25 protein-coding genes and 2 pseudogenes are annotated in these 23777 nt (G+C 44.8%); 15 read left to right on the top strand and 12 right to left on the bottom strand.

The features are described from left to right. Positions 1 to 123: 123 nt before the first annotated feature. Positions 124 to 843, bottom strand: a complete 720-nt coding sequence (locus L0659_RS13455; RefSeq protein ID WP_235126607.1) for a hypothetical protein — start codon at positions 841 to 843, stop codon at positions 124 to 126. A 128-nt stretch (positions 844 to 971) separates the two neighbouring features. On the opposite strand from L0659_RS13455, the gene L0659_RS13460 reads away from it, so the two are divergent. The 3 genes and pseudogenes from L0659_RS13460 to L0659_RS13470 all read left to right on the top strand — a co-directional run bounded on the left by L0659_RS13460 (position 972) and on the right by L0659_RS13470 (position 2592). Further along, complete coding sequence (locus L0659_RS13460; RefSeq protein ID WP_235126608.1) at positions 972 to 1301, top strand: EamA family transporter; 330 nt, start codon at positions 972 to 974, stop codon at positions 1299 to 1301. A gap of 12 nt (positions 1302 to 1313) precedes the next feature. Then, positions 1314 to 1460 (top strand): annotated as a pseudogene (locus L0659_RS13465) (EamA family transporter); the annotation flags it as partial. 235 nt (positions 1461 to 1695) lie between these two features. Then, a complete protein-coding gene (locus tag L0659_RS13470; protein WP_235126609.1) occupies positions 1696 to 2592 on the top strand; it encodes an Rpn family recombination-promoting nuclease/putative transposase in 897 nt (298 codons plus the stop codon). Between the two features lie 582 nt (positions 2593 to 3174). Here the strand turns inward: L0659_RS13470 and L0659_RS13475 are convergent. Beyond that, the gene (locus tag L0659_RS13475; RefSeq protein WP_235126610.1) at positions 3175 to 3729 is read right to left on the bottom strand and encodes a hypothetical protein; all 555 of its coding nucleotides are present in this window, start codon (positions 3727 to 3729) and stop codon (positions 3175 to 3177) included. A 190-nt stretch (positions 3730 to 3919) separates the two neighbouring features. Further along, the gene (locus tag L0659_RS13480; protein ID WP_235126611.1) at positions 3920 to 4294 is read right to left on the bottom strand and encodes a nuclear transport factor 2 family protein; all 375 of its coding nucleotides are present in this window, start codon (positions 4292 to 4294) and stop codon (positions 3920 to 3922) included. 264 nt (positions 4295 to 4558) lie between these two features. Between L0659_RS13480 and L0659_RS13485 the strand changes: the two genes are divergently transcribed. From L0659_RS13485 to L0659_RS13495, 3 genes are all read left to right on the top strand, one after another. Continuing rightward, positions 4559 to 4990, top strand: coding sequence for a hypothetical protein (locus L0659_RS13485; RefSeq protein WP_235126612.1), 432 nt, complete (start codon positions 4559 to 4561; stop codon positions 4988 to 4990). Between the two features lie 58 nt (positions 4991 to 5048). After that, positions 5049 to 5774 carry a pyridoxamine 5'-phosphate oxidase family protein gene (locus L0659_RS13490; protein ID WP_235126613.1) on the top strand — a complete coding sequence of 242 codons (726 nt, stop codon included), beginning with the start codon at positions 5049 to 5051 and terminating at the stop codon, positions 5772 to 5774. Between the two features lie 107 nt (positions 5775 to 5881). Beyond that, positions 5882 to 7108, top strand: a complete 1227-nt coding sequence (locus L0659_RS13495) for a glycosyltransferase family A protein (protein ID WP_235126615.1) — start codon at positions 5882 to 5884, stop codon at positions 7106 to 7108. On the opposite strand, the gene L0659_RS13500 is transcribed toward L0659_RS13495, so the two are convergent. The 5 genes from L0659_RS13500 to L0659_RS13520 all read right to left on the bottom strand — a co-directional run bounded on the left by L0659_RS13500 (position 7047) and on the right by L0659_RS13520 (position 10567). Then, positions 7047 to 7640 carry a class I SAM-dependent methyltransferase gene (locus tag L0659_RS13500; RefSeq protein ID WP_235126618.1) on the bottom strand — a complete coding sequence of 198 codons (594 nt, stop codon included), beginning with the start codon at positions 7638 to 7640 and terminating at the stop codon, positions 7047 to 7049. The two genes, L0659_RS13495 and L0659_RS13500, sit on opposite strands and share 62 nt — an antisense overlap. A 12-nt stretch (positions 7641 to 7652) precedes the next feature. Then, entirely contained in the window at positions 7653 to 8396 is a 744-nt protein-coding gene (locus tag L0659_RS13505) for a PIG-L deacetylase family protein (RefSeq protein ID WP_235126620.1), read from the bottom strand. Continuing rightward, positions 8387 to 9523 (bottom strand): acyl-CoA dehydrogenase family protein, encoded by a 1137-nt coding sequence (locus L0659_RS13510; protein ID WP_235126622.1) that lies wholly within the window; start codon positions 9521 to 9523, stop codon positions 8387 to 8389. The genes L0659_RS13505 and L0659_RS13510 overlap by 10 nt, the downstream gene beginning before the upstream one ends. 145 nt (positions 9524 to 9668) lie before the next feature. Continuing rightward, positions 9669 to 10193, bottom strand: coding sequence for a MarR family transcriptional regulator (locus L0659_RS13515; RefSeq protein ID WP_310590702.1), 525 nt, complete (start codon positions 10191 to 10193; stop codon positions 9669 to 9671). Continuing rightward, the gene (locus L0659_RS13520; RefSeq protein WP_235126624.1) at positions 10145 to 10567 is read right to left on the bottom strand and encodes a hypothetical protein; all 423 of its coding nucleotides are present in this window, start codon (positions 10565 to 10567) and stop codon (positions 10145 to 10147) included. The genes L0659_RS13515 and L0659_RS13520 overlap by 49 nt, the downstream gene beginning before the upstream one ends. A 241-nt stretch (positions 10568 to 10808) precedes the next feature. Here L0659_RS13520 and L0659_RS13525 point away from each other — a divergent pair, with 241 nt between their 5' ends. The 9 genes and pseudogenes from L0659_RS13525 (at position 10809) to L0659_RS13565 (ending at position 16403) form a co-directional block, all read left to right on the top strand. After that, positions 10809 to 11021, top strand: a complete 213-nt coding sequence (locus tag L0659_RS13525; RefSeq protein WP_235126626.1) for a hypothetical protein — start codon at positions 10809 to 10811, stop codon at positions 11019 to 11021. Between the two features lie 15 nt (positions 11022 to 11036). Beyond that, a pseudogene (locus L0659_RS13530) lies at positions 11037 to 11165 on the top strand (helix-turn-helix domain-containing protein); the annotation flags it as partial. Positions 11166 to 11271: 106 nt separating this feature from the next. Continuing rightward, entirely contained in the window at positions 11272 to 11793 is a 522-nt protein-coding gene (locus tag L0659_RS13535) for a hypothetical protein (protein ID WP_235126628.1), read from the top strand. Then, complete coding sequence (locus tag L0659_RS13540) at positions 11783 to 12256, top strand: helix-turn-helix domain-containing protein (protein ID WP_235126629.1); 474 nt, start codon at positions 11783 to 11785, stop codon at positions 12254 to 12256. Before L0659_RS13535 ends, L0659_RS13540 begins: the two co-directional genes overlap by 11 nt. Before the next feature lie 21 nt (positions 12257 to 12277). Next, positions 12278 to 12523, top strand: coding sequence for a DUF3253 domain-containing protein (locus L0659_RS13545; protein WP_235126630.1), 246 nt, complete (start codon positions 12278 to 12280; stop codon positions 12521 to 12523). A 120-nt stretch (positions 12524 to 12643) separates the two neighbouring features. After that, positions 12644 to 12988: a nuclear transport factor 2 family protein gene (locus L0659_RS13550; RefSeq protein WP_235126631.1), complete on the top strand. Its 345-nt coding sequence runs from the start codon at positions 12644 to 12646 to the stop codon at positions 12986 to 12988. Positions 12989 to 13170: 182 nt separating this feature from the next. After that, positions 13171 to 14745 (top strand): M12 family metallopeptidase, encoded by a 1575-nt coding sequence (locus tag L0659_RS13555; protein WP_235126632.1) that lies wholly within the window; start codon positions 13171 to 13173, stop codon positions 14743 to 14745. Between the two features lie 82 nt (positions 14746 to 14827). Continuing rightward, positions 14828 to 15172: a YciI family protein gene (locus L0659_RS13560; protein ID WP_235126633.1), complete on the top strand. Its 345-nt coding sequence runs from the start codon at positions 14828 to 14830 to the stop codon at positions 15170 to 15172. A gap of 1 nt (position 15173) precedes the next feature. Next, entirely contained in the window at positions 15174 to 16403 is a 1230-nt protein-coding gene (locus tag L0659_RS13565) for an RNA polymerase sigma factor (RefSeq protein ID WP_255727197.1), read from the top strand. 2 nt (positions 16404 to 16405) lie between these two features. Here the strand turns inward: L0659_RS13565 and L0659_RS13570 are convergent, their stop codons facing one another. The 4 genes from L0659_RS13570 to L0659_RS13585 all read right to left on the bottom strand — a co-directional run bounded on the left by L0659_RS13570 (position 16406) and on the right by L0659_RS13585 (position 23776). Continuing rightward, complete coding sequence (locus L0659_RS13570; RefSeq protein WP_235126636.1) at positions 16406 to 17488, bottom strand: phytase; 1083 nt, start codon at positions 17486 to 17488, stop codon at positions 16406 to 16408. Positions 17489 to 17496: 8 nt separating this feature from the next. Then, positions 17497 to 20331, bottom strand: coding sequence for a TonB-dependent receptor (locus L0659_RS13575; protein WP_235126637.1), 2835 nt, complete (start codon positions 20329 to 20331; stop codon positions 17497 to 17499). A gap of 181 nt (positions 20332 to 20512) precedes the next feature. Then, complete coding sequence (locus L0659_RS13580; protein ID WP_235126638.1) at positions 20513 to 22015, bottom strand: glycoside hydrolase family 32 protein; 1503 nt, start codon at positions 22013 to 22015, stop codon at positions 20513 to 20515. A 42-nt stretch (positions 22016 to 22057) separates the two neighbouring features. Then, on the bottom strand, positions 22058 to 23776 hold the full coding sequence (locus tag L0659_RS13585) for a RagB/SusD family nutrient uptake outer membrane protein (protein ID WP_235126639.1): 1719 nt from the start codon (positions 23774 to 23776) through the stop codon (positions 22058 to 22060). Position 23777: the final 1 nt, after the last annotated feature.

Consider the following 23777-nt stretch of genomic DNA (forward strand, 5'->3'; position numbering starts at 1 on the left):
TCGTTTCCACAGGATACTGCCAAAGCAAGTATACCATAAGCAAGCGAAAGAGTAAACGAGGCTGGTCACAGCCTGGACCATTCAAAGTGACTTGGTAACACCTGCAACAGTTGCATATGGTTGTTAATTAAGGTTGAGCCCTACGACCAATCCTAAATAGGGTTTTCCTTGGTAAAGCCATAAAGATCTGTTTCCATCTAACAAGTGATCTACGGCGCCGATTAATCCGAAAGTCAAATTTTCGACGCCCATGAGCACTGCAACACCTTTTGACCAAGCCATGCCATCATATTCTATTGATATACCATTGTTTGTCACCCAAGGGTTTATGGGTGTTAAGCCAAAACCTGTGACGAATCCGCCGGAGATTCCGTAATGTTTTACTTTTTCGTGAAGCCTGCCAATCGGGTCTCTCACAAATGATAATCGATAAACATCCGTGCGGTAGCCCAGGTAAACTGCACCATTCAGGTGATTACTAAATTGTTTTGGAAAGGTGCTTGATGAGGGCCGGAATTTAATGGGAATGGTCAGAATGTCCACATCAAATCCATTTTGCCAGTATTTGCTGCTCTTGCTATCAGTGATCTGAGCCTTTTGAGAAACGGAATGCTTCATTAGTTCAGAGGGCTTTAAAGGCGCATGTTGCCAGCCTTTTTTAAGGGGATATATCGAGATCGAATCTTCTGTGTTTTCGACATACACCTGCTGCCGCTGACCTTTCAAGCTGGTATGATAAACCCCATCAGCGAAATTAAATTTCGGACTGTCCTTCTGGCTTCGGCAACTCAAAAGGTGCACCATTGCGAGAAGGCATAAAAGGCATGTAAAGTGTTTAGTCATTTTTGGCAATAAAATTTACAGGATGATAAAGTACTGTTTATCCGACAATTTACCCAGTCTATCGCCAGGCACAACGGATGATTACCGGATGATGAAATAAATGAACTCTTTCAGGACATTTGGTTGGTATGATTCTTATAAGTTCTATCCGGAAATATTATAAATCAAGGACCAAATATAGTGTGAAGATGTGGTGGATGTGGGCAATGTTGGCTGCTGTTTCAGCAGCATTAGTAACTGTATTGACGAAGGCTGGCTTAAAAAATGTTGATTCGAGCCTTGCTTTCGCACTTCAATCCGTCCTGATCGTCTCCATAACATGGGCCGTAGTTGCATGGCAAGGGACAACGCCGGGCATCAAGGAAATTGAAACAAAAGCCTGGGTATTTCTGGGGCTTGCCGGTGTTGCGACTACACTTTCAACGTTATTTTCTTTTAAAGCATTGTCTTTGGGGTAAGCCTCCTCCGTTACGACAATCGAACGGTCTTCATTGGTAATTGCCGTGCTGCTATCTGTGCTGTTTTTGAAAGAAAAACTTACCTGGCAACTGATTGCCGGCTCCATTTTGATTATTGGTGGAGCAGTTCTGATTGCCGTGTCTGATTCTGGTAAATAAGCGTGTCATTCCCGTCCAGCTGGCCATAGCTGTGAATTTAAGTGCCCGGGTAAATTACGGGCAGTGCAATGTAAGTTATTAGTAGGCCGTGCATGGCGGCCCGCGTACGACTACCCACGCAGGGCGACCCGCGCAGGGCGACCCACGTAGGGCGTCCCGGGTAGGAAAATAATTTTGGGATACCTTTAAATAATTGGATCCGGCCGTCTCGTTTTTCGTTTTATATCTTCGCCAGATGAGCCGACACACACAAAAACACGACACATTCATCAGGGCGATTATGGGAAATCAGCAGGTCGCGCTGGATTATTTCCGGACCTGTCTTCCCCAAAACATCCAGGATACGCTCGACTTTTCAACCCTCCGGCAACTTCCTGATACTTATGTCTCAAAAGACCTCCAAAAATCCATATCAGACATTATCTACACCTGCCGGAAAGCGGATGCAACGGAAGAAGTGAAAATTGCGCTGCTTGTCGAGCATAAGAGCTATATTGATAAGTACACACCGATCCAGATGGGCAGTTATCTTTTTTCCGGCTTTTTGAAACAAATCGGCAATGGCGAAGCCCCTTCGCTAATCATTCCCATACTTCTTTATCATGGCAAAGCTCGTTGGGAGTATAAAACGCTGGCTGATCTTTTCAATAATCCCGAACCGGCTTTAAAGGGATTTGTACCAGATTACCAATACATTTTTCACAATCTGGGCGAAATACCTGACGAAGAGATTCAGGCGCTGCATAACAAATTTCTGGCTGCATCGCTTCTAGCCATGAAATATAGTGTCCTTAAAGACAGATTAAAGAGCCTGATTCCGGCGATATTGAAGTTACCTGGTGAAACGGAAAAGAACTTGCAAAACAGCCTCATTGTTTATACATTCGTGAATAGCGGTCTTAATCAAGATCAGATCTTTGCACTAATCACATCACTACCAATACAAAACCAAGAAACGGTTATGGATACCTTAGAAATTTTTGTTGAAAAAGGGCGGAGGGAAAAGACAGAAAACGCGGTAAAGAACCTCATTAAGCAATCATTGCTTACAGATGAGCAGATTGCTTCCGCTATGGAAGTTACTGTAAGCTATGTTTCAGATATCCGGAAAAATATAACTGCTGAAAAGTAGGTAGGTCTTGGCAAGAGTTGGACAAACTAGATATCTTGCCGCGAAGGTGACAGAATAACCGACGCAGATCAATTTAAAGGAACTCCCATCAATCACCCGGTTGGACACGAATTCACTGGACTATTGAAAACTCGTTTTCAAACATGCATCAGCCAATGGATTCTTCAACTTGTCGGCACCAAACGACCGGGCAAGGACAATCTATGACACGTACAAAACTAATCCGCTAATCACCGGTTACGTGAAAAACGAAAAGGCAGTACCAACATTCTGGGCGAACGAATCGAAGCATAACATTGACGTAAGTCCACAATTAAAGCTTCTACACAAACGACAGCTCTGCTCCCATACATTGTTTATCGATCAGCAGCAAATATTCTTATCAGCACTTTCTGAATGGTTGATTAGTCCGAAGTGAGTTAAATCCTAAATTTTCCAGCTTGCAGCTGACAGAAAATCTGGATGGTGGAATTTTGATAAGAATGCGGCTAAGTCGTTCGCGCCAAGCGTAACCAGGCTAAGTCTTTGTTCCATAATCGAGTGATTTGAAGTTGATGAATTTGATGACCTAACATTTAGTTTTCAAATTACGGAAGTAAGTTTCCTTTCCTTGTTGACCAGCGCGATCAGCAATTTCTGAAATACTTTCGCCTTTTTAATCGCAAGGTGGGAGCTAGGAGCCCAAAATGTCCCATGAAAGCTGATACCGGAAGTGCCTGCAATGTCAGCATAGGGCTGGGAGATGATTTGTCCGAGTGCTTCATTAATTTCTAATTCATCCAGATTGTCGCCGATTATGTCTACGAGTTCAATATTTCCATTATTCTCGTTCAGGCGAACTGTAAAGGGAGTCATGCCTATTTCGGCAGGTTTCTTATATCTGTCAACTTCTAATTTATTCATTGATGCAGACACCGGACGTAATCCAACGCCATCCTCTGCAAATGCATTCAAGCGCTGCGCTAATTTTAGAGCACATTCGAAGCTTGAAAATGCAGCTATTGATTCTCGCACTTCGGCAGGGAATGGGATTAGCAACCAAACGAAACTTCGATCGCCGATTTTAGCAAAGTCGTCGCTGGATAAGCCAAGGCTTTTGTAGGTCTCGCTTTCGGTCATGCCTGATGCTGTATTCATAATGTTGATCGATAATGTTGATGAAGAACGTTAATCACAACATTGATACTATTGATATCAATGTTGTGGTTCCAAAAGTATCGATAATGACGCAAAAGGTCAAGCAAAAAGTGATAATTAGTTCTATCAAATTTTGTGACCCGCAGAGAAACAGAGATATTTTGCAGAGGCCGGTTCATTCAAACCATCGCTATAAAGGACGCCACTCACCTAGCCAATCATAGAGCTGGGCGGTTGTCGCATACTCGCGCAGATATGAGATTTTTCCCTCATGCAACTTCGCGATGGTTGCACCGTTGAAGCTCTTTTCTTCGCCGCGCCAAGTGTAGTGGAATGTCCATTCTGCAATTTCCACATCCCCTAGCGATTGCAAATTCTGGATTGTCCAATCGATGACGCGGCCATTCTCGGCTAACCACGCCGCAATCCAGCGTTCGACCGAAGTGTGGCCGCGGTAAACGGGTCCGAAGCTCTCGATGACGACACAATCCGGAGTGAGCGTTGCAAGGATCGCGTTCGTATTATGCGTGCGCCAGCCGGCGATATACTGCTCTAATAATGTCATGGGTGTAGGGGCTTATTGTTCGTCGCTTCAGCAACGCCGGCTATCGCTTTCGAATTGAATACTGGCGTTGATTGTTTAATAATATAATGCTCGGTTCTTTCTAATTTCCTTTAGTGTTCATTACTGATTTTGATGATTCAAATATAGATCCATGGTCTTACTTTAGGGAGGGAAGCCGGATTATGCATATCGGTTGACATGTATATTATTGCAACCTATGGGATCCGGAAAGTGTCTAAGCTAAACTACCTATTATTCTAAAATATGAAAGGTTTCAGACTCTCTTCCCGGGTTAATTTATGCTGGAAGGAACTCATCCGTTTTTCCCCGTTAAGGTTACTAGGTTCTTTATTACTGATTTTATTTATGTCAGGATGTAAAGAGGATGAAATTGATCGTCAGCAAGTTATTCTTGGCAAATGGGAAAATTTTTACTCCGGTAACGGAGAATATCAACCACCCTACAAATCAAATGGATATTGGTATTTTCTTCCTGATAGTGTGCTATTAGAATTCGATTATGCAACAAAACAAACAAGAACTAGCAAATATTGGATTGATACACTTCTAAATGTTGGAATTCCAGGTGGAGACAGATCGTACTACACTCCGAAATTTTACGCTGACACAATGGAGCTAACTATTGAAAATAGAACAGCAATAAATTATATTTCAAAATGGAAGCGAATCGAATAACGTATTTACGATCTATCGAGCCTTGCTGAAATACACCTGCATTTTAAAACAACTATATATGGAACCGGATTACTGGCCTGATGATGAGACTCCTTTTGTTAACGAAGAATGTGGTGATACGATGTGGAACGATGAGAATCTGAATCCACCGAAAAAGCAGGAGAATTATGCGTCTGTGGCTTTTACGGAGGAAGTAAAAGCTTTGCAGGAGCGCTTCGGAAGCCGAAAGGCATATGCCCATTTGGAACAGAAAGCGCCGGGAACCGGGCTCAGAGACAGCGAAAAGGATTTTATTAAGGATCGGGACAGTTTTTATATTGCAAGTATTGGTGAAAACGGATTTCCCTACGTTCAGCACAGAGGCGGTAAGAAAGGGTTTCTCCACATGATTGATCCCGTTACATTAGGGTTTGCAGACTTGCGGGGTAACAAGCAATACATTACGGTGGGCAATACCAACACCCATCCGAAAGTGTCCATTATCCTGATGGATTATGCCCATCAGGCGCGCTTAAAGATTTATGCCGAATTAGAAACGGTGGACATTAACAGCCATCCGGATCTAGCTGGCCTGGTAATTCCAGAGGGTTATCAACACCTTGCAGAACGGATTATTCTTCTTCATGTAATCGCTTTTGACTGGAATTGTCCAAAGTATATCACGCCCCGTTATTCGGTCGAAGAAATTAACGAAATGCTTACTCCTTTGCAGGAACATGTCAAAGAACTTGAAGCGGAAGTCCTCCGGCTAAAAGGGAATCAGCAGTCTGCCGATAATCGATAATTTTAAAATTGCGGTATGGCAAGTGACGACGCCTGGGGAAATTTAAGGGCAGTTGGATCAGGTACAATTATAGAGTAGTGGGCACAAAAAAATTATTGTCCATCATCTTGATCTCGAAAACGCAAAGTCCGGAACCTCAGCATGCTGACGTGACATTCGTCTCTAACAGCATCGGCCGTCATTTTTCATCTTGTAAAGTTTGCGTTATAGTCCCTGTCCGCAACGAAGCAAGTCATTTGCATCAAACCCTTGAAGCATTACGCAATCAAACGGATGGGAGCGGACAACCGCTTCCACGGGGCACATATGAGGTAATTGTTTTGGTCAATAACAGTTCCGACGACTCTTTCCAGATCGTTACCCGCTATGCACAAGCTTTCCCGGCATTTGGGCTTTCGGCGGGAAATATTGCATTACCGAAAGACCAGGCACATATTGGCACGGTGAGGCGTTTGCTGATGGACGAAGCATATAAAAGATTAACCTTATCAGGATCTGATGATGGCATTATTGCATCCACCGATGGCGACACCATTGTTGATAGCCAATGGGTTTTTCAGATTATGGCGGAAATCGCAAAAGGGAATGATGCCGTCGGTGGCAGAATTTTGACGCATAAAAACGAACAAATTGCACGTCTGTATCATCTGAGAGACGTAACCTACCGCTGCTTGCTAACGCATGCCGAATGCCTGGTTGATCCGCAGGTTCACAATCCTTATCCGCGTCATTTTCAATATTTTGCGGCTAACATGGCCGTTACTTGTAAAATGTATGCGCAGGCAGGGAAGCTACCCATTTTGCCGTTTTTGGAAGATGTGGCATTTTACAAAGCATTGCTGAACCAGGATGCCAGGATCCGCAACAGCTTTCATGTTAAAGTTTACACATCCACCCGAACCGATGGCCGCGTGGAAATCGGGTTCTCCGAGCAGCTCAGGAAGTGGCAGCAAGACGAGGAAAAGGCCGAAACGCAAATGGTGGAAGACGTTACCTTGCTTATCAGCACGTTCCGTTTAAGAAACATGCTCCGGCGTTGCTGGTCCAAATATCAGCAGACAAAAAGGATTGATGCGAATGAACTGGATCATATCACTTCACATTTGCAAATGGACACAGATCGGCTGGAATCGGCATTGGTAAATTCAACCTATTTCGGACCGTTATGGAGTATGCTCCATTCCTATTACAAAGAGACGAATGGAGCTATGGCATTACAGCCCATTGATCAGGCGATTGCCCAATTACGTGCTTTTATCAACAAACCGGATGTTACTGTTTTTCAAAAGAGTCCAAACGGTAATTCTCTTCTCGGTGGCTATGCACGTGTTTAAGCGGTTTGGACTGGCCGCTTGCGGCAAGAAATAGTTCATGCACCTGGTCACCGGTCAATGGGTAGTCGTGCACTTCCGGGGTCCAGTGAACGAGCAGTAACTGCCCGCCTTTTTCCAAATGTGCCAAAATCTTTTCCATTAACTTTTCAAGATCAGGCATAGCAAAATAATAGCCCACTTCTGACATCAGGATCAGATCGAACTGCTGATCCGGAAACTGTTCAGGAACAGCCATTTTCTCAATCTGCACATGTTTAGAGCCTTCCAACCGTGCACGCGCTTTCACGAGTGGCGCTTCTGCTGCGTCTACTGAAAGTAACGCATCGCATTTCGGAGCGAGCATTTCGGTAAGCACGCCTATGGAACAGCCGATTTCAAAAGCATTGTGATAATGCGCCTTCGTCAGTGCCTGAATTGTCGTTTTGTATTTATTCAACTCATACTCACTGGTTTCAAAATTCCAGGGATCGTTGCTGTTGCGGTAAACGTCATTGAAGTAATCTTCCGGTAATGTTTGTTTTTGATCTGACATGGCTTATTGTTTTTATCTCTCTAAAAATATTTCAAAACGGTTATCAAAATGCGCCAAAACCTCGGGGGACAATGTGAAACCTTCCGGATCGTCGTCTATCAGGGAAGTAGTCTGCGACAAATAAGCTTCCACGGCCGTTTTCTTATAATCCTGCGCAATTTCAATGTCCACTTTCCAGATTTTACCTTCACCCGCGACGGGTAAGTCATCCGAACCAGCCCGTTCCCAGAGCCAGATAAAATATTCAAATTTCCTAATCGCGTAGGGGGCGGCTTGAACAGCTTGATTCACAATTTGCCACGTCGCCCGATGGTCGGGATGCGGATCGCGTTGCCAGGGAGTGAAAATGGTTTTGGGTTCAAAGTGATTTAAAACTGATTTAAAAGCATTCACTGCATCCTGAAAATCAGGCGCCTCAGCAGTAGGAAGACGTCCATCTTGGAGTCGCAGAAATGTAATGTCATTCTTGCCAACTCCTAAAATCGCCAGTGCTTCAACCGATTCATTTTCGCGAAGACTAACCAATTTTTCAAACGGATATTTTTTAGAATTGGGATGTGATTTGCTTCCGTCCGTTACAAAAACCACATGCACCGGAATGTCCATTTGTTTTAATAAATAAATGATCCCACCGCAACCGAGCGACTCGTCATCCTGATGTGGCGCTACGATCAGTGTCTTGCCCAGCAGTTGTTGTTCAGCCGGTAAAAGCACCGGTGCGTGGTCATAGAAAGTGGCCTCTTGTGCTAGTCCCAAAGTGTTCTGGTATTTTGTTGGTTCAAAACATATTTTCCGACAGACATCAGCGCAGCATCCGGCGCGGGTTGTCGTAAGTAAGTGGTAAGGTCGCGGTGCACACGTTCGAGCACGCCGGGCCGCATCAAGCCACGCGATCCCACTGATCTTTCAGCCAGTTGCATGGCTCGCAAGCAGATATCTTCAATTACCGTCCGGGTCATATTGGCATAGGCAAGCAACTTCTCCGTCGCATCGGGCGTACCAGCCCATTTATCATGATTTGCTCCCGCCTGGTTAAGCCATAGGTTTCCTGTTTCAATCAAATGAGTGATTTCTGCCATTCTGGTGCTTTGGAATGGATCATCGGTGCGGTTTACCTCTTTGAGAAAACGGTGCGTCTCTTCCAAAATCGCTTCTGCGCCGCCCAGTTGAACGGCTGCAAACCGCAATGCTCCCGCGCCAAAATAAGGCTGACGATAATAATCATCTGGCGCGCCCAGTAAATCTGCTTCTTCGATCTCAATACCCGTAAAATCCATTCGAAAACTAGCCGACGCCTTCATGCCCAGCGGTTTCCAGAAACTACTGTCTGCTTGAATGGCCTGCACTTTTTCGGTCGGGATAATGCACATTTGCCATCCTGTTTTGTCAGGTGAAATTAATTTTCCGGTTACAAGCGGTCTGCCGATCCAGCCGGCTCCTGAGCAAAATGTTTTACATCCGCTCAGCCTGTAACGCCCATTGCCCAAGTCATGGATTTCCACACCGGCAGCATCCTGCGTATTCCAGACGCCAAACAGATTTTCATCCGCATCATTATTCCAATGCTGTTTTTGTGCCTCGTTTCCAAAAAGAAAAATCAGGTAAAGCGCATTGATATGCCCTTCATAAATCCGGCCAACAGGTAAACTAGCCCTGCCAACGGATTTCAGGAGCTGCAATAAATCGGAAGTCTGGGATTGATCAAAGCTAAAAGCATGATCAGGAAGCGTGATGGTAAGCAGCCCTGAGTTCCTCAGCAAGGCAAATTCCTGCTCGGGAAAGCAGCCATCATGATCTGACTTAACTGAAAATTGTGCGATTTCAGCCAACAACCGCTCCGTAGATGAATCATTTTGAGTTTGGAAATGTGCTGTATCGATCATCTATCGGGATTTAACAAGGCCGTTATGGTGCTTTTTATATTAAGTTACCATCGTCTGCTAAAAGCGTACCACAATATGCTGGCTTACAAAACGGAGTTGTCATTCGAATTCGGGATCTCCCAAAGTTTCAAAGGCCAAAAGGAAATCACACCAATTCTCCACTGATATTCCCGATCAGCTTGTAAAGCAGCTCGTGCAGTGCAACTGCTTCCTCCATGCTAATGCCCATGTGCTCGCCGAACTGCTGCGCCACTTGTGGTGCTTCTGCTTTGAGGGCTTTGCCCTCGGCGGTGAGGGAAACTAACACGCTGCGTTCATCTTTTTCGGAGCGGGTGCGTCCCACCAGGCCCGCTTCCTGCATCCGCTTGAGTAGTGGTGTAAGCGTATTAGATTGCAGGAAGAGTTTTTCGGAAAGGGTCTTAACGGGCACATTATCGTTTTCCCATAGTACAAGCATTACCAGATACTGCGGGTAGGTGAGGCCGAGTTTATCCAGCACCGGTTGGTAGCATTGGGTTACCAGCCGCGATGCTGCATATAAGGGAAAGCAGATCTGGTTTTCCAGTTTCAGTAATTCATCTGTGTCCATAGCATTTGCGGCTTGTATTTCGTCTGTTATACTCAACTGATCCACCTTTTCTTCGCCCAGGCAATCGAACCGGTTGACCATAGCGCCCACAGCACCAGCACTGGCTGGAAAAACAAGCGGATTAGCCTTGCACGGTCAGTATTTAGCCCGAAAGCATAGACCCGATTCAGATATTGGGCAATGTTGCCTGGGAAGATCAGGACGTAAAACAGCGCAAGCGCCATCCCGACCCATACTTTCTGTCTCGCAAGGAAAACCATCGCCAACCCAAAAGCTACCTCTAAAATTCCAGACAAAAGAACTACGAAATCTTTATCCAGGGGAACCCACTGGGGCACCTGCGCCTGAAATTCGGCACGCTGAAAGGTCAGATGCCCGATGCCTGCGAGAAGCATGAATAGTCCCAGAATCACCCGGAAGATATTTTGTGCCATGCTGGTGTTTGTATTTTGCATATTCAGTCTCTTTTATATGATGATTTATATCGTACAAGATTATATCGTGCACGATACAAAATTAGTAAATATTGTCGATTGTGTGGCTTCTTATGCGCTCTAATATTGATGAAGTTGACGCAGGAAGATCTGCCTGCTCTTACCAAAGAAGCAGATAAATTACAGGTAGTATAAGGTGAAAGATTTTCGATTTGTTATCTAATTGGCTAACTTTATATAATCTTATCACACTATATCAGCAATGAGCGAAAAGTTTATCAGGGCTATTTTAAAACTCAATATTTCGATGAACAACGGACCTCTAAATAAGAAACTAACATCATTTACGGCACATCTCGACGACCAATACGGAAAGCGAGGAGCCGCCGAGAGAGAGCAATACGAAGAAGAGTTTGAAGCCTTCAAATTAGGAGCTATGATTCAGGAATTGCGGAAGAAACAAGGTTTAACATAAGCACAACTTGCCGACAAATGTGGTACGACGAAAACGTATATTTCACGCATCGAAAATAATGCAAGTGATATCAGGCTCTCGACCTTAATGCGGATTGTCAGGGAGGGTTTAGGTGGAAATTTAAAGTTGAGTGTAAAGTATTAGGGTCAATTTCGTAAGTTTCTCAGACTTGATTGCGATCGAAAATTCATAGAGAAAATTATACAATTTGTATAATTTTCTCTATCTTTGTATCAAACACACTAACTAAATGAATGTATCTATTTTTCACGTCATTGATAAGCAGTTTATTAACGCGAAGATTGTTCCGCCTTCCGGCGTGGTACTGCCTTCTATAACGGATGGCTGGCGTTTCAACTTCAAGAAACATTCAAAGAAGCCAGGCTTCCAGGCTTATATCTTAGTTACCGAAGGCACGCCGAACATCATCGAAGGTTGCCTTATTTTTCAATTACGAGACACGGTCGAACCTTATATGGCGTATATCGAATTGGCTCCTCATAACAAAGGAAAGACGAAAACATATAAGCATGTCGCAGGATGTTTAATTGCATTTGCGTGTCGATTAAGCTTTGTTTTAGGCATGGATCATTTTAAAGGATGGTTGACATTCGATGTGATTGAAGAGAGCAAAGAAGATGAAATGAAACTAATTGCAGTATATTGTACAAATTACGGTGCATTAAAGTGGGGCGAAACCACAATGGTAATTAGTCCCGAGATTGGCGAGAAATTGATCAATAAATTCTTAAACTACTCTCATGAAAAGTAAAGAAATTCAGTTAAGTGATATTTGGAATGATGAAAAAAGAACTTCTTTAAAAGAATTTATTACGACCCATTCCCAGAAACAATCAAAAGAGCAAAAGCTAAAAAACGAATTACTAGCGATACAATTCAAGATTGAGGACTATATATCGTCCGAACGCGTATCTGATCCGTTGAGAATTATAGATTTCATAAAGTTATATCTCAAAACACTGAATGTGAGTCAGAAGAAATTAGCTGAGCTATTTGAAATGAAGGATAGCAATCTTCATAAATATTTGGTTGGTGAAAGAAAGTTAAATACGGACATTTTATTGAAATTGAGTTCATTTTCCAATCTTAATCCGGAATATTGGTTGAGGGTAGAAATCAAAAATGAATTATTTGAAATCAATAAAGAAAAAGATCACCTTAAATACTTTGAAAAATATAGCTATCATAATTTGTTGGCCATTTCTGACCACTAGCTTTATTCCAGTGGCATACCCATGCAACATTACGAGAAAATAGCAGCAACCATCCTATCAACGGCCATTCACCGTGGCGTTGAGAAAAGTACTTGTCCTTCTGAAATTGCACGCATGCTGTTTCCTGACGATTGGCGTAAGCATATGAAAGATGTACTCGGGGTAGCAATTGATTTACATAATAAAGGCAGCGTGGCCATAACGCAAAAGGGGATACCTGTTGATGTGAAAGCGATTAAAGGGCCGGTCCGGATTAAGATAATCTGAACTTGTAGTATGCATTATTCTGTTTTTGCAATTTTGTGCATCAACCGACTCAGCGAATAACCATAGTGAAGGCTCCACGCCCGGGCCTTATGAACCGAATTAATTAAACTTTTCACAGTTATGACAAATAAGGAAACATTGCAGGCTGCCAATGACGCGGTGATGAATGATGATAATGAGGGGTTTCTGGCGTTTTGTACAGATGCCACCGTATGGACGTTTGTTGGTGAGCAGACATTGAGGGGCAAGGAGGCTGTACGACAATACATGGCTGATACTTACCTTGAACCGCCTAAGTTTGAGGTAGAAAATTTGATCGGGGAAGGGGATTATGTTACCGCAGTCGGCAAAATCGATTTGAAGGATGAGGATGGAAATACTGCAAATTATTCCTATTGTGACGTCTGGCGGTTTGAGAATGGTAAGATGGCAGAATTGAATGCTTACGTGATCAAACTCACATAATTTGCCTTCTGAACGATAACGGATAGTATGCCTGCGTAATTATACGGGACCGTATTCCATTCAGCGATTTTCACATTCCCTTCATCGATTATCAGCCGCGGCAGCGCTCACCCCGATCTACATTTGGTCATTCAATGCACAACGCATTCGACCAATGTATCAATCATCATATCGCTGCTATCATGAAATCAATTCTGCTGTTTACCAAAACAAGCTTGCTGCTCGGTGCAATGCTTTATATGACTTCCTGCCGGGAAATGATGCCGGAAAATGAGGTTGTTGCCATTTCTGAAAATGCGACAAGCCGTACCGACCCTGAAACTGCCTATCCCGGGGAAACCGGAACATTAAAAAAAGGTACACTTTTTGGCAGCGAGATCACTTATTCCGAGATCGATGGAAAGGCAGTGTTCCAGGGAGACATTATCCTCTCGCCCGAACAGCTCGCAGGCAAGAATGCACGCACGGAGGCCGCCGGACTGTCCAACAAACCCGAGCTATGGAGCAATGCGACGATCAACTACACGATCGATCCGACCATTACCAACAAGGATGCGATTATGTCGGCAATCGCCGAATTTGAAGCAACAACCCCGATCAAATTTGTGTTGCTGCAAAATCTGGGAAATACTTATCCAGGCATTCGGGTCAATTATGTCACATTCAAACGCGGCCGCGGATACTCTTCATCCATTGGCCGTGTGGGCGGCCAGCAGTTCATTACCCTGCCGATTTTTGCCACGAAAGGAGCGATACTGCATGAAATCGGGCATACTGTAGGTTTGTTTCACGAACATACCCGCCACGACCGTCTCAACAGTATCAAGATCAATCTCAACAATGTTGCCGAAGCGGACCTTATCAATATGTATACTTATCAGGCGCAGGGCTATGACGGATTTCAATACATGTATATGGATATGAAGTCGATTATGATGCTGGATTCCTATGCCTATTCGAAAAATGGTCAGCCTGTGATGACGTTGTTGCCGGGTACTACTTTTACGGTGCAGCGCGAAAAGCTAAGCAATGAAGACACGTATGGCATCACTGTAATGTATGGCAACATTTATGCCCTTAGCGGCAACTTATACGCCGGTGATGCATTGAAAGGCAAAAGAGCAACATGCTCGATGTACTGGGAAAATGCCGAAGCCATGTGCGCAACGCAGTATACGCTATACATAGCTCACAACAACACGATTTGGGCTGTGAATAAACTGACGGGTGCCCGAACTGAAACGATTACGGGTATTTCAGGCATAAAAAGTATGATCTATGCACAGAAGAAAGTCTATTTTCTTCAAAACGGATATTTGTACAACTACAACCCTGTCGGTGGGGTAGGCATCAAATCCCCCGGCCAATACTGGCTGCCAGCCACGGCCTTGTCTTACTGCTACGGCTTCCTGTTCATCGTTAATGGAGATACACTTTTCAGGGTTTCTATGGACGGACAGAATTTTGTTTCAATGGGCAGCGGCTACAAGGGTGTGACTGAGATGGTGCCATTTAATGACAAATTGTATATCCTGAAAAAAGGCAAACTTTGGAAAATGGATTCAAATTCCGGCGCAATCATGGAGCATGGAAATGGCACTTATGCCGCAGATGCACAGCTGACCGCCAATACCAAAAACCTGCTGATCATTGACGGAGGCAACCTGTACAGCGTAGGGGAGTGGGGAGAAAAAAAGACGATCTCCAACAACTGGCCGACTATGAAACATTTTACCGCAGTTGGTGCTGAGGATTAATTCAATTGACTTATTTCAAAAAATATTTCAGCTAATGTGTCCGCTAAACATGAAGTAATGTATTATAGCAGAAAAGATCATTATGCAAAAATTCCTTTTTCTTATTCGTGAGGATCTCGACAGACTATCTCAAATGTCGGAGCAAGAGCTTGAACAAGACATTGCCGAAATGAACAGTTGGGTCGAAGAGTTGATAAAATTTGACAACTTTATCTCAGGTGATCCTTTGGAGAATGCGTCCAGAATTGTTGGAAGGCAAGTTGCGACAGACGGGATGTTTATAGACTCGAAAGAAGGCATCAGCGGATATTTTATCATCAAGGCGGCCAATATGGAACAGGCCGTTGCAATCGCAACACAATGTCCCCACATTGTTCAGGGGAAGATCAGCATCGAAGTCCGGCAGATCATGGAAACTCCGCAATAGATTGGACGACCGCCTCTCACAGCTACTCTCAGATTTATACCGCAATCATTTTGGTAAAATGGTTGCGGTATTGATGTATCATACCGGAATAGTCGAGATCGCCGTTGCAGAAGATATTGTTCAGGAGGCATTTGCATTAGCATCTGAAAAGTGGCATAACGGCATTCCGGAACGACCTGATGCCTGGCTGTACAAGACTATTCGTAACACGGCTTACAATCTGCTGAAAAAAGAAGGTCGACAATTTGACCATAACCTAATGGCAGATGACCAACATTCCGAAAGCGAACAAGAATCCTTGCGGGTGCTTTTTGGCTTTATCCAGCCGGAGCTTACTCCGAAAGTACAGTTGATAATAGCACTCAGAAATGTGAGCGGTTTAAAAGTGCAACGGATTGCAGCCTTGCTGGCCTCAGATGAAAATACGATCACTAAGATCCTTTACCGCTGGAAAATTCAGCGAAAGTCACAGAATTTGAATCTTTCAGTGTCAGTAACCGATCCTGGAGAACAGAAGATCAGGACAGCCCTTAAAATATTGTATCTGATGTTTACAGAAGGCTATCGACTTTCTGACGACGGACAACTGAACGACGAGACGCTCTGCGAAGATGCGCTCTGCCTGGCGAAGGAAATGGTCAATCTGAAAATATGCGCCAATGGAGAAGTAAAATCCTTATATGCACTGATGTTATATAATTTGGCGCGCGCCAGTTCAAGATTAAACGCACTCAATGAGCTGATACCGCTTGCTGAACACGACCGCAGTGGCTGGAATCAGCAAATGATCGGCGTGGCAAACCAATATTTCCTGCAGTCGCAAAAGGAATCCACAAACCTTGAAATGTATCAGCTAGAAGCTTCTATTGCTTACCTGCACATTACTGCGCAAACTTTTCAGCAAACCAAATGGCATCTTATTATCCGTTTGTATGATAAGCTGATGGTTTGTAATCCTTCCCCGTTCACAGCGCTAAGTCACGCAGCTGCCCTGTATTTTAGTGGAGATCACGCAAGTGCACTCAAGATATTGGATCAGTTAAAATCAAACCCGTTTTTCCAGACTAACCATTTGTTGCATTGCCTTTACGCAAAAATAGCACTGCATAAAAATGATCATACCAATGCAGTAACTTCCTTCAAAAAAGCTCTCAATTGCAAGCTAAGCACACTTGAAATGAATTTTGTGAAGAAAGAACTGCAATTGGTTGATATGCATTTAACACGGTGACATTACTTTTTGGCCGCGTTCCCGATAATGTCTTCCCAGCGATAGTAATGAAAGACTTTTCCTTCCGACATAGCTACGAACAGCCCGTTTTGAAAGGCAGGATTTAATGCCAGACTTGTTACATCAGAGCCGTCGCTCTTGTGAGCGGCGACTTTGACAATTCGTACCAGTTTGTGCTGATGGGGCTTGTTTTTTTCTCCCTCCCGTGTGAAAATGTGAAATTTGTCAGCGCCCTGATCCGATACGAGCAGATAGCCCGTTTTGCCGCCCGTTTTGTAAATCGATATCCCCTCATTGTCTTCTGAGAAACCAGTGTTCGGGATGATGGCAAGCTCGGTGCCGCTGCTGTCAGGGCTAGCGTAGTATTTGCGAATGCCAAACTGTTCGTCCGAGTAGTAAACGTACCCCATTTCATTATCAACGGCGATGGATTCGATCTCTTTTTTGCCACTATACTTTCCGAATTTCCGCACAAGGTCCGCCTTTACGTTTCCTTTACCATCGTCATTTAGCTGATATTGCCACAGGTAGCCTTCAGCCGGGCCAGATTTCCGGCCAACGATTGCGAAGATAGCTTTGTCGGAAGGCCGAGTGTAAAGTGAGATCCCCATCGGGTCACGCTCAGTTTCTCCAGTAAAAACCTCGATACCGCCATTGTCGATCGCCTTCATGTCAGGCAGACTGTAAACGCGGATCTTATTGGCTTTACGCTCGGTAACCACTGCAATGTCAATTGGTTTCCCATTCAGTATGAGGCCGTAGGCCACGTCCACATTATTAGGGCGTTGTAGGTTGCGGATCACCTTATCCGCCTGTATTTTCCCATTCAGATCAAAAACATACAAACCGCCATCGATATCCTTGTCCGTTCCTATGATCAGGCTTTTCGCAGGATCAGCCGGATTGATCCATATCGCCGGATCGTCGGTGTCGTGGATGGTTGAGTCCGTTATAAACAGCGGTTGAAGCATAGTATTCGTATCAATGGATACATGACCGGTTTCGGCTTTCTGGTCGGTGGTTTTGCCGGTACATGCTGCCAGTGCGATCAGTGAGACGAGGTATAATTGGTGAGTTAATTTCATATTCAAAACTATTTCGTAAGGTCAAATTTTAAGCCCATGTTGAAACGCGGGCGATAGTATTCGGCCTGTACTGTACGTGAGGGAATGCTTTGGTAGTAACGGAGCGGCTGGTTGGTAAGGTTATTTGCTTCGGCGAATATGCGCAGGTTTTTGGTAATCTTATAAGCTGCATTGGCGTCCAGGAAGAATTGTTTGTCATAATAGATATCATCAAACTCTTCTCCTCCAAGCGCGTCCAGATAAGCCGCAGTGTAATTGGCCGAAAGGCGTGCCGAGAACTTTTTGTCCTCCCACGAAAGCGATGCATTGAACATATGGGGAGCAGTTCCCGGCAATGTAACATCCGTTCTGACGTCGCCATCTTCGTTATAAACCCCTTTTGCAAAAGATTTTGTGAAAGTATAGTTTGTATAAATACCAAAGTTTTTCATAAATCCCGGCAGGAAGTCAAGCTGACGTTGGAAAGCTACTTCCACACCAAAAACATTGACGCTCTCTCCATTTCTTGACTGATAAAAATCCCACGTTTCTCCTTCGCCGATCGGGTTAACCTGGCCCGGGAAATCTTCGGCAAATGCAGCGGTTGTATACTGCTGGTTGCGATAGGTGTAAATGAAGTTTTTAAGGTTCTTGTAAAACGCACCGCCGGAAACAAGTCCAACAGACTGAAAATAATTTTCAGCCATAAAGTCGAAATTCCATGAATAGGTTGACTTTAAGTTTGGATTACCCGCTGTAATTTCGCGGTCGCCGGGGATGATGCTGATATATGGTGCCAATGCATAGTAATTAGGCCGGGCCAATGCAGTGGTGGCAGCGGCACGAAGGATAAGGTCATCGGTCGCTTTCAGCTTGAATGAGACGGAGGGCATTACATTCAGATAGTCGTTTTTTACGGTGCGCGTACCGGTCAATTCTTCTTCATCAGTGATCAGGTTTCCGGTGTAATCAATCGATGTATTTTCCAGACGTGCGCCGAGGATCATGGATAACCGATCGGAAAAATCCTGGTCCCAGCGTATATAGCCTGCCAGGATGTTTTCTTTGGCATTATAATTCGCCCCAAGGAATTCGCTGGCTACGGCTTCCTGTTCAAACTGGCTTGAATTTCCCAGGTTTAATGTTCCCAGATATGTCTTGCTGGCAAAAAGCCCTGGTACCAAATGCGAGCCAGCCTGAAAATTTTCTCCCGACCAATTTACAGTGTTCACACTGCCCAGATTGGCTATCATATCTTCGTCAATGGGAGAGTATTCATAGAAAATGTTATCCCGGTCTTTTGTTTTGAGGCGTACCCGGCCACCTACTTTCAGCCGACCTTTCTGACCAGCGATTACCGAGAAGGGCAAACGAAAATTCAGTTTCGCTCCAAGTTCCGATTCTTTTGTAAAATCATGGTTTTCGCTGATCTCATTCAATCCGAGAGAGCCCTGGTCCAGATCGGGTGTTGAAAACAATGGTGCGCGGCTGTCGCCATTGTAAATCAATGTGTTGCCGCCTTCGCGGAAGTTGATGTAACGTTCGTTAGGTCTGTCCTCGCTGGCGGTGGAGTAGCTTACACTCCAGTCCATATCTACCTTCGGGCCGAGCAAATGCTCTCCTTTCAGCGAGTAATTCTGTACGCGCTGATCTTCCAGGCGGGTTGCTTTGTTCCGGTTATTATCTAGTCCGCCCTTGGTCTGACGGCCAACACGTCCTTCATATCCGGTTATATTGTCGGCATCATCGTAAATAGGTTCAATGTCGTCGATGCTGAGGCGATAACGGTTTTCGCGGTCATCACGCCAGTTATACATGGCATTGGCAGTAATGGTATGATTTTCACTTAGTTTAAAATCAAATGCGGCCGACAGGCTGCGTCTGATCCGCTGCACATCATACTTCCGGATCTGCGCTTCATTGGCATACACATTTCCGAAATCGTCGCGCGTCCACGATGCCTCCACATCGTCGGAACCGTAAGTGTTGTTATTATAAGAACCGCTCAAAACCATCCCGATTGCATTTTTGGCAAAACGGTTGGCATATACAAAACCTCCTGTATACAATGCTTTTCCGCGGATCGGGTTATAGCCGCCTGAAAGCGTCGCTGAAATCCGCTGGCCATTCGGTGCCGCCCGTGTGATCAGGTTGACCGAACCCCCGATTGCGTCTGCATCCATATCAGGCGTCAGTGTTTTATTTACTTCAATGGTCGAGATCATATCCGACGGGATGAGGTCCATCTGGACGCGGCGGTTGTCACCTTCGGCTGACGGGATCCGGTCGCCGTTTATTGTGACAGAGTTGAGCTCGGGAGCAAGTCCTCTGATAATGATATTTCGCGCTTCGCCCTGGTCATTCTGCATCGTAATGCCCGGCACCCTTTTCAATGCATCACCGATATTGGAATCGGGGAACCGGCCTACCTGGTCGGAAGAAATGATGTTACTAATGTTTTCATTATTACGCTGCTGGTTGAGCGCCTTGGCCTGGCCTTTAAGCCGGTCGCCCAGCACGACCAGTTCATTCATATTCAGTCCGCCTTCCTGCATCACCAGGGTAAATGAGGCGACCTGGCCTTTTTCAACCACAATATCCTGGGACAAAGGCTGGTAACCCATGTAGGTTGCTTCCAATTTATAATTTCCCGGCAGCACATTCAGAAACTCGAATTTTCCGCGCACATCGGAGATCGTGTATTGATTTCCGGGAGTTATTTTAAGCGTAGCGCCTGGCATAGAAAGCCTTTGGGCATCCATGATCGTACCGGTGATAAGCCCGTTTTGGGCGAATGAAGCGGTACAAAAGGCGAAGCAGCAAATGAAAAGAAGTGAAAACCTGGTAAATGTTAACAATGGCATAACCGTTCGTTTGTTTGACCCGCAAAGGTCTGCGAACGGCATTTTGCCTGTGTTAATAGATTGTGAAGAAATTGTTATGTCTGTTACATGTTTCTGCGCAGTGAATGGATGAATGAATCCTGGTTTTGGTTCTGAATTGCTCTTACGAACGATAAGAACCTGTTTCGGCAAGATTAGCGGACTATTCTACCGAAGGTTTCAAAACCGTATATTTCAAATTGTCAACACTGATTCCCGAAACGGATTTAATGGACAGTTTGGACATTGGGTTCTCCGGAAAGAAAATATCTGTCATTACCGTGAGTCCATTGTCGGCAAAGAGCTCCACGGATGCTACATCTGCAATCAATGTGAATGGAATGTTAGTTTCCGTAGCAAATCTGGGCGCAATGTGTTTTTTTCCAAAACCTTTTTCAAAATCAATTGCACCGGATTTCGAACGGTCAATGTAATATTGATTTTTGGCTTTGTCATAACCAACTATCAGTTCGTTACCCGCTTCATTGGCCAGCACAATAGAGAAATCTGCTGTGTTTTTAGTTGTTAAATCCAGTCGAAATAATCCCGTTTTATTCTTCGTTTTATCCGTCAGATCCAGTTGATCTTTGACTTTAACATTCTTCATTGAAAATGTTGTGGTGTTCAAAACAGCCAGTTCTTTCACAGGAACCGAAGTCAGGTACAGTTCTTTTCCAACCGTTTTCAAACCCAATTCACGGGCGATTGTATTGGCACTTCTCCACGGATCTGTCGGAACCTGATTGGCGTATTGCCAGTTGCTCATCCAGCCCATCAGAATGTTGCGGTCGCCTGTATTGGCGAATGTGACAGCTGCGTAATTGTCGGTTCCGAAATCCAGCCATTTGGTTTCTTTGGAGTTGGAAGTGAATGTTTTTCCATCGAAATCGCCCAAGAAATATTGACCTGCGGAACCCTTGTTTGGCCCACCCGGATTTATGTTCACAATCAGCACCCAAATGTCTTTCCCTTCGTGTTTGATCGGAAACAGGTCAGGGCATTCCCATACGCCGCCGTGGCCGCCTTCGTTTGCTCCGAAATCACTTTCGCGCGTCCATGATTTCAGGTCTGGTGACGAATAAAATGTAATTCTATCTTTGGTTGCCAGCGTCATGACCCATTTTTTCTGTGCTTCAAACCACCTTACTTTCGGATCGCGAAAATCGGTTATCCCTGGATTTTGAAGCACGGGGTTTCCCTTGTATTTCGTCCACGTTTTACCGTCGTCCAGGCTGTATGCAATGCTTTGCGTTTCGTGTTTGCCGGTTTTTTGTTTTTCCTGAACCGGGTCGTGGTGCGTGAAAATGGCAACCAATGCGTCTTTCCCGAATCCGGCTGTATTATTTTTATCAACAACGGCGCTTCCGGAAAAGATGTAACCCAGACTATCCGGATACAATGCAATCGGCTGCTCTTTCCAGGCGATCATGTCCTTGCTTGTAGCATGTCCCCAGTGCATCGGTCCCCAGATTTTATCGTCCGGATAATATTGATAGAAAAGATGATAAATCCCGTTGTGATACACCATGCCATTCGGATCGTTCATCCAGTTGGCTTTGGGCGTAAAGTGAAACTGCGGGCGATATTTTTCCTTAAAAGCCTGAGAGATGGCATTCGAGCCGGTTAAGGCACAAATAAGGAGCAATGCAATGATTATTTTTTTCATATCGTTATTTTATTGTGTTTGGATCAGACCAGTTGCTGACATTTACCATCCTGCATTCTGTTTGTATAAGCCACTGCTGAAATTGATTTGATTCAATGGTATCGGAAGATATTCATCCCGGCCGGCAGTAAATTTCGCGTCTCCCAAATGCGTTGCCCTTGTTTTCTCAATCTGGAAATACGCATTAATGCTTTCAGCCGCAACGCCCCAGCGAACCAGGTCGAAGAAATGATAACCTTCCCCAGCAAATTCAAGTCTTCTTTCCCAGCGCATGGCCATTCTTGCATAGCTCTGTGTCCAATCCGAACCCTTCACGTACGGTTTGATCCTGAAATTGGCCGTTGGTTTACCATCCGCTGCTACGAGCAAACCCGTACTTGTGGCTGCGCGGGCACGGATTCTGTTGATCAAAGGAAGTGCTTCGTCTTGTCTACCCAGTTCGATCAATGCTTCTGCTTTCCAAAGCAGTACATCGGCGAACCGGATAATCTGCCAGTTTTTGGCGCTGGACATAAATGGTGGCACTTTTTGAAACGACGGGTCCGTCGGTAAAACCACTTCTTTAATGCTTGCAAATGCCCCATAAACTGCCGGAGCACGGGCCCAGGATTTTTGGAATACATAGCTTTTTCCATATTTGAACGGCGCATTTGGCCTTGCCACGGTGTGGTCCAGCCGCGGATCGAATGAGCTGGTCTGGAAATCCAGCGATGCTGCAACGTCATTGGCAGCGTAGTTTTGAAACAGAGGCAGTCCGTCAGCACTTGTTTTGAAGGAATTGATCAGGTCATGGCTGGGAACGTGGAAACCGCAGCAGCCGTATTCCTGGTTCATGGTGTAATTCAGCGCGTGTCCGTAATCAAGTCGGCCGAGCGGCGTTCCGTCATTTTTCGAGTATTGAATTGCAAATACGGATTCGGGACCGTTTTCGGTTGCTGTCAGAAAGTTGTCAGCATAATCTGCACTCAGGTTATACTTTCCGGAGTTGACCACCTCATCACAAAGCGCATTCACTTCTGTCAGCAGAGCTTTGTTTACAGTTACTACTGCATGGGTTTCGCTCTGCTCATAAGCCTTGTACAAAAGTGTTTTTGCCAGATAAGCTTTTGCCGAGATCTTGTTTGCGCGGCCTTTGTCACTTTGATTCTCAGGAAGCCTGTCAACTGCGCTCCGGAAATCAGCTTCAATTTTTGACCATAGTTCATCATTTGAAAGTTTGTCATTTGAAATGGTCGGATAATCGGTTTTGGCAATGGTTTCGTCGATGTAAGGGACATATTTGAAAAGGATTTTCAGCAAGAAGTAGAAATGCCCTCTCAGAAAATTCAGTTCACCCATGCGGGCTGCTTTTTCGGGATATTCTGCATCAGACATTGCGCTCACTCTTCTCAATGCATCATTAGTTCGGCTGATACCGACGTACAATCTGAACCAGACCTGGTCGATCAATGCATTATCAACCCGGTTCAGCGAAAATGTTTCGAACAAATGGAACTCTGACAAATCACCCGGGCCGTCGCCACCTTTGTACATATCGCCTCCGCGAATGCTCCCGTAAGCCCACATACTGGAAAAAGGGGAGGTGTAATGATCGTTTCCGAGAGCGGAGTAGGCTGCTACAACCATCTTGTCCACATTTTCCGGCGTATCCAAATCTTCACCCGAAATGACACCTTGGGCCGGTTCTACCAGCGCATCGTCGCAGCCCGTGAAAAGCACCATGAGCAATGTCAGGGCGTATATTATTTTTTTTGTGATCATG

Source organism: Dyadobacter sp. CY347 (genome assembly GCF_021502655.1).
Taxonomy (GTDB): Bacteria; Bacteroidota; Bacteroidia; order Cytophagales; family Spirosomataceae; genus Dyadobacter.